The organism is Parabacteroides massiliensis, from assembly GCF_900155425.1.
In the GTDB taxonomy this organism is placed as follows: Bacteria; Bacteroidota; Bacteroidia; order Bacteroidales; family Tannerellaceae; genus Parabacteroides; species Parabacteroides massiliensis.
Genome location: NZ_LT700189.1, coordinates 62351 through 77220 on the forward strand (window position 1 = coordinate 62351; position 14870 = coordinate 77220).

At 48.0% G+C, this 14870-nt stretch carries 13 protein-coding genes and 1 pseudogene; 6 read left to right on the plus strand and 8 right to left on the minus strand.

The annotated features are described in order from the left end of the window. Positions 1-18: 18 nt before the first annotated feature. From BQ9893_RS00260 to BQ9893_RS00295, 8 genes and pseudogenes are all read right to left on the minus strand, one after another. Complete coding sequence (locus BQ9893_RS00260) at positions 19-2106, minus strand: DNA topoisomerase 3 (protein ID WP_075964216.1); 2088 nt, start codon at positions 2104-2106, stop codon at positions 19-21. A 281-nt stretch (positions 2107-2387) separates the two neighbouring features. Then, on the minus strand, positions 2388-2936 hold the full coding sequence (locus tag BQ9893_RS00265) for a DUF4833 domain-containing protein (protein ID WP_075964217.1): 549 nt from the start codon (positions 2934-2936) through the stop codon (positions 2388-2390). 110 nt (positions 2937-3046) lie between these two features. Continuing rightward, positions 3047-3820, minus strand: a complete 774-nt coding sequence (locus BQ9893_RS00270) for a prephenate dehydrogenase (RefSeq protein WP_075964218.1) — start codon at positions 3818-3820, stop codon at positions 3047-3049. A gap of 97 nt (positions 3821-3917) precedes the next feature. Continuing rightward, positions 3918-4985 carry a bifunctional 3-deoxy-7-phosphoheptulonate synthase/chorismate mutase type II gene (locus BQ9893_RS00275; RefSeq protein WP_075964219.1) on the minus strand — a complete coding sequence of 356 codons (1068 nt, stop codon included), beginning with the start codon at positions 4983-4985 and terminating at the stop codon, positions 3918-3920. Positions 4986-5075: 90 nt separating this feature from the next. Then, positions 5076-6287, minus strand: a complete 1212-nt coding sequence (locus tag BQ9893_RS00280) for a pyridoxal phosphate-dependent aminotransferase (protein ID WP_075964220.1) — start codon at positions 6285-6287, stop codon at positions 5076-5078. Beyond that, positions 6262-7107, minus strand: a complete 846-nt coding sequence (locus BQ9893_RS00285) for a prephenate dehydratase (protein WP_075964221.1) — start codon at positions 7105-7107, stop codon at positions 6262-6264. The genes BQ9893_RS00280 and BQ9893_RS00285 overlap by 26 nt, the downstream gene beginning before the upstream one ends. Before the next feature lie 304 nt (positions 7108-7411). After that, a pseudogene (locus BQ9893_RS22400) lies at positions 7412-7615 on the minus strand (AAA family ATPase); the annotation flags it as partial. A gap of 300 nt (positions 7616-7915) precedes the next feature. Then, positions 7916-8842: a hydrogen peroxide-inducible genes activator gene (locus BQ9893_RS00295; RefSeq protein WP_075964223.1), complete on the minus strand. Its 927-nt coding sequence runs from the start codon at positions 8840-8842 to the stop codon at positions 7916-7918. 217 nt (positions 8843-9059) lie between these two features. Here BQ9893_RS00295 and BQ9893_RS00300 point away from each other — a divergent pair, with 217 nt between their 5' ends. The 6 genes from BQ9893_RS00300 to BQ9893_RS00325 all read left to right on the plus strand — a co-directional run bounded on the left by BQ9893_RS00300 (position 9060) and on the right by BQ9893_RS00325 (position 14852). After that, positions 9060-9548: a Dps family protein gene (locus tag BQ9893_RS00300; RefSeq protein ID WP_075964224.1), complete on the plus strand. Its 489-nt coding sequence runs from the start codon at positions 9060-9062 to the stop codon at positions 9546-9548. 146 nt (positions 9549-9694) lie between these two features. After that, complete coding sequence (locus tag BQ9893_RS00305; RefSeq protein WP_075964225.1) at positions 9695-11254, plus strand: DUF7824 domain-containing protein; 1560 nt, start codon at positions 9695-9697, stop codon at positions 11252-11254. Positions 11255-11313: 59 nt separating this feature from the next. Next, positions 11314-12351 (plus strand): agmatine deiminase family protein, encoded by a 1038-nt coding sequence (locus tag BQ9893_RS00310; protein WP_075964226.1) that lies wholly within the window; start codon positions 11314-11316, stop codon positions 12349-12351. A gap of 53 nt (positions 12352-12404) precedes the next feature. Next, the gene (locus BQ9893_RS00315; RefSeq protein WP_075964227.1) at positions 12405-13280 is read left to right on the plus strand and encodes a carbon-nitrogen hydrolase; all 876 of its coding nucleotides are present in this window, start codon (positions 12405-12407) and stop codon (positions 13278-13280) included. Beyond that, positions 13277-14278: an aminodeoxychorismate synthase component I gene (locus tag BQ9893_RS00320; protein ID WP_075964228.1), complete on the plus strand. Its 1002-nt coding sequence runs from the start codon at positions 13277-13279 to the stop codon at positions 14276-14278. The genes BQ9893_RS00315 and BQ9893_RS00320 overlap by 4 nt, the downstream gene beginning before the upstream one ends. Next, positions 14262-14852: an aminotransferase class IV family protein gene (locus tag BQ9893_RS00325; protein WP_075964229.1), complete on the plus strand. Its 591-nt coding sequence runs from the start codon at positions 14262-14264 to the stop codon at positions 14850-14852. Before BQ9893_RS00320 ends, BQ9893_RS00325 begins: the two co-directional genes overlap by 17 nt. Positions 14853-14870 lie beyond the last annotated feature (18 nt).

The window sequence follows — 14870 nt, forward strand, 5'->3', positions numbered from 1 at the left end:
GCGTAAACCAAACCTGTATCAGGCTTTTCCAATCCCACTGATAGCTTTTATCAGTTCTTCATCCGACAATCCTTCGCCATAGGTGGCGTAGTCCATGCGGAAAGTACAACCGTTTTTGTATTCGGAACAGCCGTAAGCTGTTTTGCCACGCAGTATACTGCCTTTCTTGCAGATTGGGCATACCGGCTTCGTGGGAACGGCTGCTGTTTCCGGCTGACCGGCTGTCTTTTCCTTTTTGGCACGCGGCTTGCGCGGTTTCTTTTCTTTCGGTTCTTTCGATCCTTTTTCGGGTTGGGGCTTTTCCGGAACGGCCTGCTCGATCGTGATGGTGCGTCCGGTCTGGTCGGAGAGGACGTTGATCACTACCTGGTGGACCATCTGCTTAAGCTCTTCCAAAAAAGTACGGGCCTCGTAAGTGCCCCGTTCGATCTGCCGGAGCTTCTTTTCCCAGAGGCCGGTCAGTTCGGCGCTTTTCAACAGTTCTTCCTGTATCGTGCCGATGAGTTCCACTCCGGTGGCCGTAGGGAAGAGGTTCTTGCGTTCCTTACGGATATAATTGCGTTTGAACAACGTCTCGATGATGGCGGCTCGGGTGGAAGGACGGCCTATGCCGTTTTCCTTCAGAGCGTCTCGCAATTCGTCGTTGTCCACCAGTTTGCCGGCGGTTTCCATTGCGCGGAGCAACGTCGCTTCGGTGTAGGGTTTGGGCGGTTGTGTCCATTTTTCACCTAATGTCGGTTTGTGGGGACCGCTTTCTCCTTTGACGAAATCCGGTAATACGCCTTCTTCGTCTGACGGTTCGGCATCCGGGTCCTTCTGCTCTGCTCCGAACACGACGCGCCATCCCGGTTTCAGTATCTGCTTGCCTGTTACTTTGAAATCCACTTTGCCGACTTTGCCCAACACCGTTGTGGTCGAGATCTCACAGTCCGGATAGAAAACCGCGATGAAACGGCGGGCCACCAGGTCGTACACCTTCCGCTCGTTGTCTGTCAGGTTACGTGCCGCTACACCGGTCGGGATGATGGCATGGTGGTCCGTCACCTTCGAGTTGTCGAACACACGTTTGTCTTTCCGTATCTTCGCTTTCAGCAGCGGGGCTGTCAGATCGGCGTAGTCGACCAGGCCGCTAAGCGTGTTGGGAACTTTCGGATAGATGTCGTCGCTCAGGAAAGTGGTGTCGACACGCGGGTAGGTCGTCACTTTCTTTTCGTATAACGACTGGATCAGCTTCAACGTGTCGTCAGCCGTGAATGCGAATTTCTTATTGCATTCCACCTGCAACGAGGTCAGGTCGAAGAGGCGGGGAGCATATTCCTTGCCTTTCTTTTCTGATATGTCGGTGACAGTAAAATCCTCTTGGCTGGCTATTTCCAGGAAAGCCTCCCCTTCTTCTTTCTTCGTGAATTTGCCTTTGGTGGCCGAAAAGGTCGTGTTCCGGTAGACTGTTTTCAGTTCCCAATAGGGTTCAGGCTTGAAGTTGTCTATTTCGGCCTGCCGGTTTACGATAAGTGCAAGGGTTGGCGTTTGCACCCGTCCGATGGAGAGCACTTGCCGGTTTTGCCCGTAGCGGAGCGTGTAGAGGCGCGTTGCGTTCATCCCTAACAGCCAGTCGCCGATGGCACGCGAAAGGCCTGCCTCATACAACCGGGTGAAATCGGATTGTTCTTTCAGGTGTTGGAAACCTTCGCGGATCGCTTCTTCAGTCAACGAAGATATCCACAGGCGATAGACCGGACATTTACAGCCTGCCTTTTGCATCACCCAACGCTGGATCAGCTCTCCTTCCTGGCCGGCATCCCCGCAGTTGATGACCATTTCAGCGTTCTGCATCAGCTCTTCGATTGTTTTGAACTGCTGTTCGTATGTCGGGTTGCTGATCAATTTGATCCCGAACCGTGGCGGGATCATCGGGAGAGAAGCCAAACTCCACCGTTTCCAGTTGTCCGAATAATCGTTGGGTTCTTTAAGAGTGCACAGATGTCCGAAAGTCCAGGTAACCTGATACCCGTTTCCTTCAATATACCCATTCATCCTTTTAGTCGCCCCGAGTACTTCAGCAATTTCGCGTGCTACACTGGGCTTTTCAGCTATACATACCTTCATCCGTAAAACACTCTTTTTTGAAATAGTCTTGCAAAAATACGTTTTCTTGATGACTTCCCGAAATCATATGTGTGATTTAAATAATCCTTTTAGATAGTTCGTTAAATCTGATAATTTGACATTGTGCTTCGTCTCTATGTTTACTGTACTTATAAGAAATAAGTATTGTTGTGAATGACGGGCGTGTGTGATCATGCAGGATGAGTTAACCCGATGTCCGTCTTTGATTCAGAATCCAGGATGGTGATAAGGGCCAAGAGAGAGGGAAGAGTTGTTTCTTTTTATTTGCTGATTCTTTCTGTGACGGGGACACCGGTGTCGGCTGTTATGCCTTGCAGTTCCACGTATTCCACATGGAGCGGATTGTTGGGACTGGCTTTGACATACAAGGATTGTAGGATGGCTTGCCGGTCGTTTATCTTGATGTGGCAGACGAAATGGTCTTTTTCCCAGCAGACTGTCAGTTCTCTTTCCGGATAGGCCGTGAGGGTGATCGTACAGGTCTGCTCCGTCTGCGAAACCACTTTGTAGCCGTAAGCCATCTTCTTTTGTATGAAACTTAGCCCGTTGGTTTTTCCCGGTTCCTTTTCCCGGTTCAGCCAATAAACATTAATGGGTTCTTTGGTGTCCAGCTTGCCATTGGTTTGGTTGGCATTGTAACAGACGAGATTACGGTTCAAGCTGCGTGCAATATGGAAAAGCCGGTCCGGTGTCGGATATGTGGACCCCGGATCGGCATTCCGGTTTTGCGGATAAGTATGGATGAATGTGCCCCATAATAGGCAATATGTTAATAATAGTCTTGTTATAAGGTGGATAGTGCTGTTCATAATTATTCATTTTATAAGATGAATATCATCAAATAAATAAATCGTTCCACAAGCATGAACCGGCCGGCTCAAACTTGTGGAACATACGGTTCACGTCTGTAGGAAAATTATTATTCGATATTCTTCCTGATCTTGGTCAGATATTCTTTCATCCCTTCCGAATCTTTGTTTTTGATGATCCCTTGCAGGATATCCAATTCTTCTTGGATGCGTGCGATCTGATGAGGCGTGCGCGGGTTGAAAAGGATTTCCGTTAGGAGATAATCATCTTCGGAAAGCAAGCCTCTGGCGATCTTCATGTGACGTTTGAAGGTCGTACCCGGAGCATCCTGGTGCTTCATCGTGGCTGCAAATACCATGGTAGATGCAAACGGAATACCGAGCGAGTAGGCCACGACTTTGTCATGTTCCTCGAAAGTATATTCGCATATGTGCAGACGCAGGCTGGAATAGATGTCTTTGAAGAATATTTTCCCCAGATGATCACCTTCGGAGATGATGATTGTATTTTCTTTTTCCAGTTGTCCCAGGTTGGCGAATGTCGGGCCAAACATCGGGTGGGTGGAGACATACGGGAAGCCGCATGTCTCATAAAATTCTTTCAGGTGTGTCTTGACCGATGCGATATCCGAGATGATACAATAGGGTTGCAGGTAAGGCATGACACTTTTGAATGCTTCGATCGTATAGCTCAGTGTCACGCAGTTGATGACTAATTCGGGTTTAAACTCGGCTACTTCTTCCGGCTTCTGCAGGCGAAGGGCGTTGTATATGAAACGCATCCGCTTCGGATCGCTCTCCAGCACAGCCACTTCGTGTTCGAAACTAAGCAAATCGGTGAAGAAAGATCCCATCTTCCCTGCACCCAATATAAGTATTTTCATTATCAATAACTGTTTAATGTATTAGTAATAATGTGCCAATGGGATAATTAAAGAGAATCTCCCATTAGCTGATTGGCATATTATTGGCACATTATTATTATTCATTCATGATGATCATCTGTTGACGGACGGATTCTTCATGAATTTCTTTCAGAATTTCTTTTACAAAGTCTGTGTTCAGTTCCATCTGTTCGCCCATATTGGAACGTTTTTCCAGAATCTCGCTATAGCGCGGTGATTGCAGGATCGGCATATTATGTTCTTTCTTATACACGCCTATTTCGCGGGAGATGCGCATACGTTTAGCTAACAGTTCCAATAATTGTTCGTCGATACCGTCGATCTGGCGGCGAAGTTCGGCCAGGTTTTCCGTTGTCTGGTTGGAGTCGCGGATAACCAATAAATTCAGAACGTAATCCAACACATCCGGTGTGATCTGCTGTGAAGCATCACTCCAGGCACAATCCGGGTTGCAATGCGATTCGATGATCAAACCGTCGAAACTCAAGTCCATAGCCTGCTGGCAGAGAGGAGCGATCAGTTCGCGTTTGCCTCCGATATGGCTCGGATCACAGAAAATAGGCAGGTTCGGCATACGGCGACGAAGTTCGATGGGGATATGCCAGAGCGGGAGGTTGCGGTACATCTTCTTATCGTAAGAGCTGAAACCGCGATGGATGGCTCCCAGGCGACGGATACCGGCACCATAGAGACGCTGGAAAGCTCCGATCCACAGTTCCAGATCCGGATTGACCGGATTCTTGATCAAAACAGGGACGTCTACACCCTTCAGTGCATCGGCGATCTCCTGTACGGCGAACGGGTTAACCGTTGTACGGGCTCCGATCCACAACACGTCGATCCCCGCTTTCAATGCTTCGAAAACATGGTCTTTCGTTGCCACTTCGGTAGCCACATACATACCTGTTTCCTTTTTTACCCGTTTCAACCATTGCAAGCCTTCTGCACCGATTCCTTCGAATCCACCCGGTTTGGTACGAGGTTTCCAGATTCCTGCGCGGAACAACTTGATGCCTTTGTCAGCGATTCCTCTGGCCGTTTCCATTACTTGCTCTTCTGTCTCAGCACTACACGGACCGGCGATTACGACAGGACGCTGTGGGTCTACACCGGGTAACATGATCGATTCTAATTCCATTTCCATAACCTTATAATTAATTGTCAATTGACAATTGTTTGTTTTATTGTTGTTTTTATTTGTTTCTTTCTTTTTCTCTTAAAAAATGGTCAATTGTCAATTCTTAATTGTCAATTGATCGAATTGTTTCAACGAAACAATTCGTCGAAGAGCCTCTTCCAAGGTCTCGTTTTTGCAACAGAGCGAGATACGGATGTAACGTTCGCCTTGGCTGCCGAAGATGAATCCCGGTGTCAGGAATACATTGGCTTCATACAAGACTCTGTCGGCTATCGCTTCGCTGCTTTTTGCCTCGGCGGGGATTTTTCCCCAGAGGAACATGCCCACCTGTTTTTCGTCATATTCGCATCCCAGAGCATGCATGATCTCTCCGGCGAGGCTGCGTCGGCTGCGGTACACCCGGTTCATATTGTCATACCATTCCTTCGGTGCGCTCAACGCTTCGACGGCTGCATGTTGCATCGGTTTGAACTGTCCGGAGTCGATATTGCTTTTCACTTTCAGTACCCACTGTACGAACTGTGCATTGGAGGCGAGCATTGCCATACGCCAACCCGGCATATTGTGTGCCTTGCTCATGGAGTTCATTTCGATACAGATGTCTTTGGCTCCCGGTACGGACAGGATGCTCAACGGATGCTCGTTCAGAATGAAACTATACGGGTTGTCGTTGCAGATGATGATCCCGTGCTTCTTTCCGAAAGCGACCAGCTTTTCGTACAGTTCCATGCTTGCATTGGCTCCTGTCGGCATATTGGGATAGTTGGTCCACATCAGTTTGACGTTCGAGAGGTCCATTTTTTCCAGCTCTTCGAAGTCCGGTTGCCAGCCCAACTCTTCTTTCAGTTCGTAAGGGATCAGATTGGCTTCGACCAATTTGCTTACCGAACTGTAGGTCGGATAGCCGGGGTTGGGAACCAACACGCCGTCACCCGGATTCAGGAATGCCAGCGAGATGTGCAAGATTCCTTCTTTGGAACCGATCAACGGCTGGATCTCCGTTTTCGGGTCGAGCTCTACGTTATACCATTTCTTATACCAGTCGGCGAAACCTTTACGCAGTTCGGGAATACCGATATACGGCTGATAACCGTGTTCGTTCGGCTGATGAGCATGTTCACACAAGGTCTCGATTGTCCGTTCTGAAGGAGGAAGGTCGGGACTGCCAACACCGAGGTTGATCACATTTTTACCTGCGGCATTCATTTCGGCTACTTCTTTCAGTTTCCTGGAAAAGTAGTATTCCTGTACGCTACCTACACGGTTAGCGGGTGTAATTGTTTTACACGCTTTGTTTTCCTTCTGCATATTCGCCTAATATTTTTAAGTCTTTTGTCAACGGTCTGATAGCATCCAATGCCTGTTTGTAGCGCAGGTAATCCGTAAATGTCAGATTGATATAAAACAGATATTCCCATTCGCGGCCGATGATCGGCAAGGATTGTATTTTTGAAAGATTCATGTCGTAGAAAGAGAGGACGGAGAGAACTTTGGAGAGGCTGCCGGCTGTGTGGGGGAGAGCGAAAACGAGAGACGCTTTGTTTTTGTCTTTTCCTTTGAGCATCTCGTCGGCCGTCCACCGGTCGGCTATTGCCAGGAAGCGGGTGAAGTTGCGTTTGTTTGTCTCGATCCCTTCGGCAAGGACTTCCATGTTGTATATCTGGGCGGCCAGTTTCCCGCAGATGGCGGCGTGTCCTTTCAGTTGGTTTTCCGAAATCCATCGGGCGCTCATGGCGGTGTCCTCCTTTTCGACTACTTTTGCGTTGGGCAGCGTATCGAGGAATTCGGTACATTGCATCAAGGCGATCGGGTGGGAGTTGACCTCTCTGACATCGTCGATGTTGGTCCCCGGAAGAGCAACCAGCGAGTGTGAGATGCGCAGTTTGTATTCACCGATAACCTGCAGGCCGCTTTCGCGGATCAGTTCATGGTTCTGCAACAAGCTACCTGCAATCGTGTTTTCGATCGCCATCATTCCCAGAATGGAAGGATCTTTCTTGATGGTCGAAATAACATCTCTGAATGTATTGCAACCGATAATTTCAATCTCTTCACCTTCGAAATAATTGCGGGCGGCTATATCGTGATACGAACCGGCTATTCCCTGGATTGCTACTTTCTTTTTCATCTTCTCTTTTTTTTTCTTTCAAATTGTCAATTGTTAATTCTCAATTGTCCATTAAAAAAAAAGTCCCACCGAAACCGGCAGGACTTCATATTTTGTTATTGATATATACATTCATTTATCAACGCTCTACATACAAACTCCTGCCTTCACTCTGCTAAAGTAAAAGTAATAAAAGTAATATGTAAAGCTAAATCGATTCATTTTGTCTCTTTGTTTTTTAATTCGCAGCAAAAGTAACGCTTTTTTGGAAAATACAAGCATAAAGTAATAATTTTTTTTCATTACATCCGAAATATTTATTCCTTCAGGGTTGTCTTCTTAGCCAGATAGACATGAATCGGTCGTATATTATGTATCCTTGTGTATCTTTGTAGACAATCTCCTTGTCAATGAGTTTTGCTAATGCCGTATTTATGCTGCTGGCTGCTTTCAGTTTGTATTTTGAGATGAATTTTCCGGAATTTATTTCAGTTACGATTCCCTCTTTCGCTATCGCTTTCATTAATTTGGTTGCCACTCCGGGATAAGCTGCTATCAAGTTCTTCCCATACGACGGGGGGCAATCAAAGTAATGTTTCGTTCGTTTTGCAACGCATTAGTGATTGTTTCCGTTTCTTTTAACCTGTCGCAAAAGTATTCAGGACTGTGATATCCGGCTATCAAAAATGGATTATTTAGTTTCATTCCCTTGTTTTATTGTTATTACGCGATTTGCGTTACGCAAATAACGTAATAAATTGCCGACTGTCCAAATAAACGAATACAAAATAAACGATATACGGGAGATGTGTTATTACGCGATCCTTTTTTAAACCACCCTCAATCCTGCTTGCAGCGTGCGCATTTCTTTCGGAACGGATTTCTTGATGCTTTCGGTCAGAATGTTTGCGATCGAATGCCGGATAAAATCTTTGCGGGTTATCCAAACGATTTCACGTGCCGGTTTGGGGATGGCAAACGGGCGTACCAGTTCTTTTTGCTGTTCGCTTAGCTGAAGGGTTGCCAGTTCCGGAATGAAAGTGATGCCGTTACCGCTTTCTACCATCCGCATAAAAGTCTCCAGACTTCCCAGGCGGTAGGCAGCCTGACGGAGTTTGACCTTCTCCATCTGGCAGAAACGCATCAGCTGATCGCGGAAACAATGCCCTTCATCCAGCAACCAAAGACGTTCGTCGCTGATATCGGCCGAACGGACCATCTCTTTCTTGAACACACTTTCGTTGCGGGCTACGTAGGCATAAAACTGTTCGTAGTACAGGGTACTTCCCTGTAGTTGCATCTCTGTCGGTTGGTTCGCGATGATGGCAGCGTCTATTTCTCCGTTCTGGAGGGCTTTTATTGTCGGGGCCGTTTGCATTTCCTGGATGCGGATATCCAGATCGGGGTGTTTCTCCGTTATTTGTTGGAAGAAGCGGGGAAGCAGATAAGGGGCAATCGTCGGTAACACTGCGAGGCGGAACGTGCCTTTCAAAGATTGCTCTTCTTCGTTTACGATCTCTTTGATGAGGGAAGCCTGGTGAAGGACGACACGTGCCTGATCGATCACCTTACGACCCGCAGGGGTAGGGCAGACCGGCTGTGTATTGCGGTCGAAAAGTTTCACTCCCAATTCATCTTCCAGCTTTTGGATCATCATGCTTAGTGTAGGTTGAGTCACGCGGCAATGTTCTGCCGCTTTGGCAAAATGGCGGTAAGTGTCTACGGCCAGGATGTATTCGAGTTGTTGGATGTTCATAATTCATTGTTTGTTGTTACAGACCCTATGATGATATTTTTTACGAAGGTAGAAAAAAAACATGGAATGTGGTAATTATCGCAGTCCGTTCTGCCGGACGCGTGATAGAATGAGTCTATGATGGTATAGAAATTATCTGTTTGACAGACGTTTATATCTGATGTATCTTTGCAGTACAAGAAAAATGAAAAGTATAACAATTAAAAAGGAAAGAATTATGAAGACATTAGATTATATCCATTTGGACGCAGTTGCAGCAGGTAAAGTCGTTGAAGCATTACAACAGTTGTTGGCCGATTATCAGGTGTTCTACACAAACCTTCGTGGTTTTCACTGGAACATCAAGGGACACGGTTTCTTTGTCCTTCACGGCAAATTCGAAGACATGTATAACGATGCCGCCGGAAAGGTGGATGAGCTGGCTGAGCGTATCCTGATGTTGGGAGGTGTTCCGGTTAACAAATTTAGTGAATATCTGAAAGTTGCCAAAGTAAAGGAAGTGTCGGGCGTATCTTGTGCAGACGAAGCGTTGGAAAACGTGCTGAACACTTACAGCCAGTTTATTGCCGAAGAACGTAAGTTGCTTTCTCTGGCTTCCGAATCCGGAGATGAAGCGACAGTAGCCCTGATGAGCGACTACCTGAAGGAACAGGAAAAATTGGTTTGGATGTTAGTGGCTTACTCTTCTTGCGACTGCAAGAAATAATAAGCGCATAAGTAATTAATAGTTTATTCGTTGCGTTTGGAAAAGGCAGCCTCGTAAGGAGACTGCCTTTTTTTGTTGGCGTTTAATTTATAGGATGTATCTTCCGTTCGTTTTTCTGTTTATATTTGTCCGAAAATAAGAGCTGAATGATGGACAGGATGGAAAAAGAACCGCTAATACAGGAATACCGGCGTCTTCCAGATGTGGCGGATGTAGACGGTTTGGTCTCTTTTATGGGCCGGCTGATGGATGGTCAGGAGAGTTTTTATTTTGATTTGCTGTTGGCTTCGCTGGTTCGTTTGCATCCGTACATAAAATCGGATGATGCGGAGCGTATGGCGCCGGTTTTCGAATGGGCTGGAACTGTAATGGAGATGCCGGAGAGCGAGATAGGAGGGTTGGATATGCTTACCGCCTCTTTCCTGCTTGACTATGCCGAAGTGCTTGCCGGATCGGAGAAACGAGCCAAAAGGGCGAAACAACAATCTTTTCAAGACTATAAGCCATATCGGGATCTTGAAAAATTGGCTTTTAGCCGTATGAAGGATCGTAATACGTTGCCTTTGCTTTCGACACCGACCCACCGTCCGGCCTGGATTGATCCGGTCGTGCTTGTCTCCCGGTTGTCGGAATATCAGAAAAAGGGATGCAGGCCGGACAACCTGGACTTTCAAATTGCGGTTTCGCGAGTGGCGCTGGATGATACGGACGAGGCTGTCCGCTTAGTCGAACAAGAGATGACGGGCGAATATCGCGAGCTGTTGCTCTTCCTGTTCAAGCCGGAAGCACGCCCGAAAGAGCCTTTTACGTCTCAGGCCGTTTGGATGACAGCAGCGTTGGTCAAAAGTCCTGATACCATCTATGGCGAGTTTGAGGATTTTCCTTATTCTTCCGTAAACCGTGCTTATTTGACGGGAGATATCCCCTGTGATGTGTTCACCTACGAAAAACCGTTTGAGAAGGTCGACCGTATCTTACAGTTGATTCCTCCGGCAAGCAAGAATGTCGCGATAAAATGGAGGTTTGGAGGCTATGCCTTGTATATGACGTATCGGCCTTGTTCCCGTGTCCCGCTTTTGGTGGAGACTTTTTGGCAGATGCCTTTACGGGAAAAGGACCTGAAGAGGCTCTTGTTGCTTTCTCCGAATGCGCCTCAGGTCTTGTTGGCTTTACTGGTGCGGGATCGCATAAGAGATTCCCATTGGAACGATCTGGAACTGACCAAGCTTAATTTGGTCGCTCTTGAGACTCTGTGCGAACTTGATTGGAAGTGGAGCGGAGGAATGGCTCTGACGTATCTGGCGGTGTGCCTGTTAAGCATCGACCGTTCTGTTCGTTTGTGCGCGGCGGATCTTTGGAGAGAACTTGTGGAGAAAGGCTTGATAGACAATGTGGCTTTAGGCAGGGTATTGGGTAAAATCCAATCATCGGAATGGGCGCCTGTGCAGAGAATTTCAGGACTGGTCCTTGAAATGTTGATCAACAGATCGTCTTTCCATAATAGGGAACTGTCTGTGCTGTTTGTCTCTTTTTTATCTTGCCTGCCGGAAAATCCGGTGAAGGATTTAAAGCGGTTGTTGGAGATCTTTTCAGAAATTCAAACGGTTAATGGCTGGCCGAAGGTGACAAACACCTTGCTTCTTTCTTTGCTTGCGGCATGGAAGAAAAACAGCAAATTGACAGAGGTGATAGAATCTTTATATTAAGAATGATGGAAAATAAGCCTATATTTGTGCTGTAATAGAATCGTATATTTTAAACGCAGATGGAAGATAAAATCATATTACCGGCAGAGTGGTACCCGCAAAGCGCCGTCCAGTTGACATGGCCGCATGAGGATACGGATTGGGCGCCCATATTGGAAGAAGTGATTCCTTGTTTCGTAGCGATAGCCAAAGAAGTGACCAAACACGAAAAACTCTTGATTGTCTGTCCGGACGAACAGGATGTCCGTAAACAATTGGGCGATGTGGATTACAGCCGCATCATTTTCCGGGAGATGGCGACGAATGATACCTGGGCACGCGATCATGGCGGCATTACGGTGTTCGATCAAGGAGAGCCGGCTGTGTATGACTTCGTGTTCAACGGGTGGGGAATGAAGTTCGCAGCAAACCTGGATAACCTGATTACGCGCCGGCTGTCCATAGAAGGAACATTTGCCGAAGGGGTTCCGGTTATCAATATGCAACCGTTCGTATTGGAAGGCGGCAGCATCGAATCGGATGGTAAGGGAACGTTGCTCACCACGGTCGAATGCCTCTCGTCTCTGAACCGGAACGAATATCTGCAAAAGGAAGAATTGGAAGCCTATCTGAAGGAAGTCTTCGGTTTTGAACGCATCTTATGGCTTGAAAACGGTTATTTGGCCGGTGATGACACGGATAGCCATGTCGACACGTTGGCACGCTTCTGCAGCGAAGATACGATCGCGTATGTGCAGTGTACGGATGAGTCGGATGAACATTTCGAGGAATTGCAGGCGATGGAACAAGAGTTGCAAGCCTTCAAACAGGCAAACGGCAAACCTTACCGGTTGATCGCCTTGCCGATGGCAGACCCGGTGGTATGGGAGGGCGAACGCCTTCCGGCTACTTATGCCAATTTTTTGATTATCAACGGAGCCGTATTGCTCCCTTATTATAATTCTCCAAAAGATGAACAGGCGAAGGCTGCTTTGCAGCAGGCCTTTCCGGATCGTGAGATTGTAGGAATCAATTGTTTGCCGTTGATTAAACAACATGGCTCGCTACATTGCGTGACGATGCAATATCCGGAAGGAGTCGTGTCTATTGACGATTGATAATAGACAATTGCGTGTTCAAATCATAAATCATAAATTATAAATCATAAATCATGAAGTTAGGGCTAGTGCAGCAGGCGAATAGCGGTGACCGGGCTGCCAATATTGAAAAACTGAAACAAAATATTCGGGCTTGTGCTTTGCAAGGTGCTGAATTGGTCGTTTTGCAGGAGTTGCATAACGGGCTTTATTTTTGCCAGACGGAGAATACCGACGTGTTCGATCAGGCGGAACCGATTCCGGGGCCTTCGACCGAAACATTCGGGGCGTTGGCAAAAGAACTGGAGATCGTGCTGGTTCTTTCTTTGTTTGAGAAACGGGCTCCCGGTTTGTATCACAATACGGCTGTCGTGATTGAGAAAGACGGTTCTATCGCCGGGAAATACCGGAAAATGCATATCCCGGATGATCCGGCTTATTATGAAAAGTTCTATTTCACTCCCGGTGATCTCGGCTTTGAACCGATCCGGACTTCGGTCGGCAAATTGGGTGTATTGGTCTGCTGGGACCAGTGGTATCCCGAAGCGGCCCGTCTGATGGCGATGAAAGGGGCGGAGCTGCTGATTTATCCGACAGCCATCGGTTGGGAAAGTACCGACACGGAGGAAGAGAAAAAACGCCAGTTAGGAGCCTGGGTGACTGTTCAGCGGGGGCATGCCGTGGCCAACGGGCTTCCGGTCGTTGCGGTAAACCGGGTAGGGCACGAGCCCGATCCGTCCGGACAGACGAATGGCATCCGGTTCTGGGGGAACAGTTTCGTAGCCGGTCCGCAGGGAGAACTCTTGGCCGAACTGTCCGATAAAGATGAAGAAATACGAATTGTGGAGATCGACAAGACCCGTAGCGAGAATGTCCGCCGTTGGTGGCCTTTCTTCCGTGATCGCCGTATCGATGCCTTTGGCGGATTGACCGAACGTTTTCTGATATGAAATTCTATAACCGTATGGAGGCCGTCTGCCGTATGAACCGATTGGGTGCGGAAAGACGGTCTTTCCTGTTTGTGATCGATTACGGGCAAGACCGGGTGATGGTGGAAGAGCCGGATCAGGTCGATCCGGAAGAGTTGCTCTACAACCTGGACGGCGTGACGAATGTCGCGGCTGCCGATCGTGTAAACGGCCGGGAGAACCGAGGTACTGCGATTCGATGGGAAACATTCCCGGTGACACAAGAGGCCTATGCAGATTCGTTTCATAAAGTTGTCGGGCATATCCGGGGCGGAAACTCTTACCTGGTCAACCTGACTTGTGCCACTCCTGTACGGACCGATCTGAGTTTGAAGGATATCTTTTCCCGTTCGGAAGCCCGATATAAGCTCTGGATGAAAGACCGTTTTGTCGTTTTCTCTCCTGAGATATTCGTGAAAATCCGGGATGGACATATCTATTCCTATCCGATGAAAGGAACGATCGACGCCACGTTGCCGGATGCCCGCAGGCGGATATTGGACGATCCGAAGGAAACGGCCGAACATGCTACGATTGTCGACCTGATCCGCAATGACCTGAGCATGGTCGCGACCGAAGTGACGGTGACCCGCTACCGGTACATAGACGAGCTGCCGACACATACAGGCGCTTTGTTGCAGGTCAGTTCGGAGATCCGGGGCCGTCTTGCCGGGAACTGGCAGGCAGAAGCAGGAGAGTTGCTGTTCCGTCTCCTTCCCGCAGGTTCCATTACCGGAGCGCCCAAAAAGAAAACAATGGAGATTATAGCGGAAGCCGAGACATACGAAAGAGGGTTCTATACCGGTGTCATGGGCTATTTTGACGGGGACAGCCTGAACAGTGCCGTCATGATCCGCTTTTTGGAACAACAGGCGGATGGCTCTTTGGTCTTTAAGAGTGGAGGAGGCATCACGTCCCGAAGTGATTTGACAAGCGAGTATAACGAAATGAAACAGAAAGTCTATGTCCCCATTTATTGAAACAATCCGGATCGAGAACGGGCGGATTTATAACTTGCCCTATCATAACCGGCGTATGAACGAGACACGCCGGGACGTGTTGCATCAAACCGGTACGCTTGATTTGAGTGACTATATCCACCCCGGAAACTACCGGGAGCGGACGAAGTGCCGTGTCGAATATGGTACGGAAATCCTGAAAACGGACTATGCCGCCTATCATATCCGCCCCGTATCCACCTTACGGCTGGTTGCCGGCAACGAAGCCGTCTATCGCTATAAAAGTACGGACCGGAGCGTGCTGAACCGTTTGTTCGCATCTCGCGGAACGGCAGACGATGTGCTGGTCGTCCGGAAAGGATGGTTGACCGACACCTCTATCTGCAACATTGCGCTCTGGAACGGGAAACAATGGATAACCCCTTCCAAGCCGTTGCTGGCAGGAACGAAAAGGGCCTCTTTGCTGGAGCAGGGAGAGATTGCCACGGGTGATATCCGTCCGGATGATTTGCCGGCTTATTCCCGTATCCGGCTGTTCAATGCGATGATTGAATTCGGCGAAATCGAGCTGCCGGTAGATAAGATCATGTTTTGACTCGAAAAGAAATCCGTC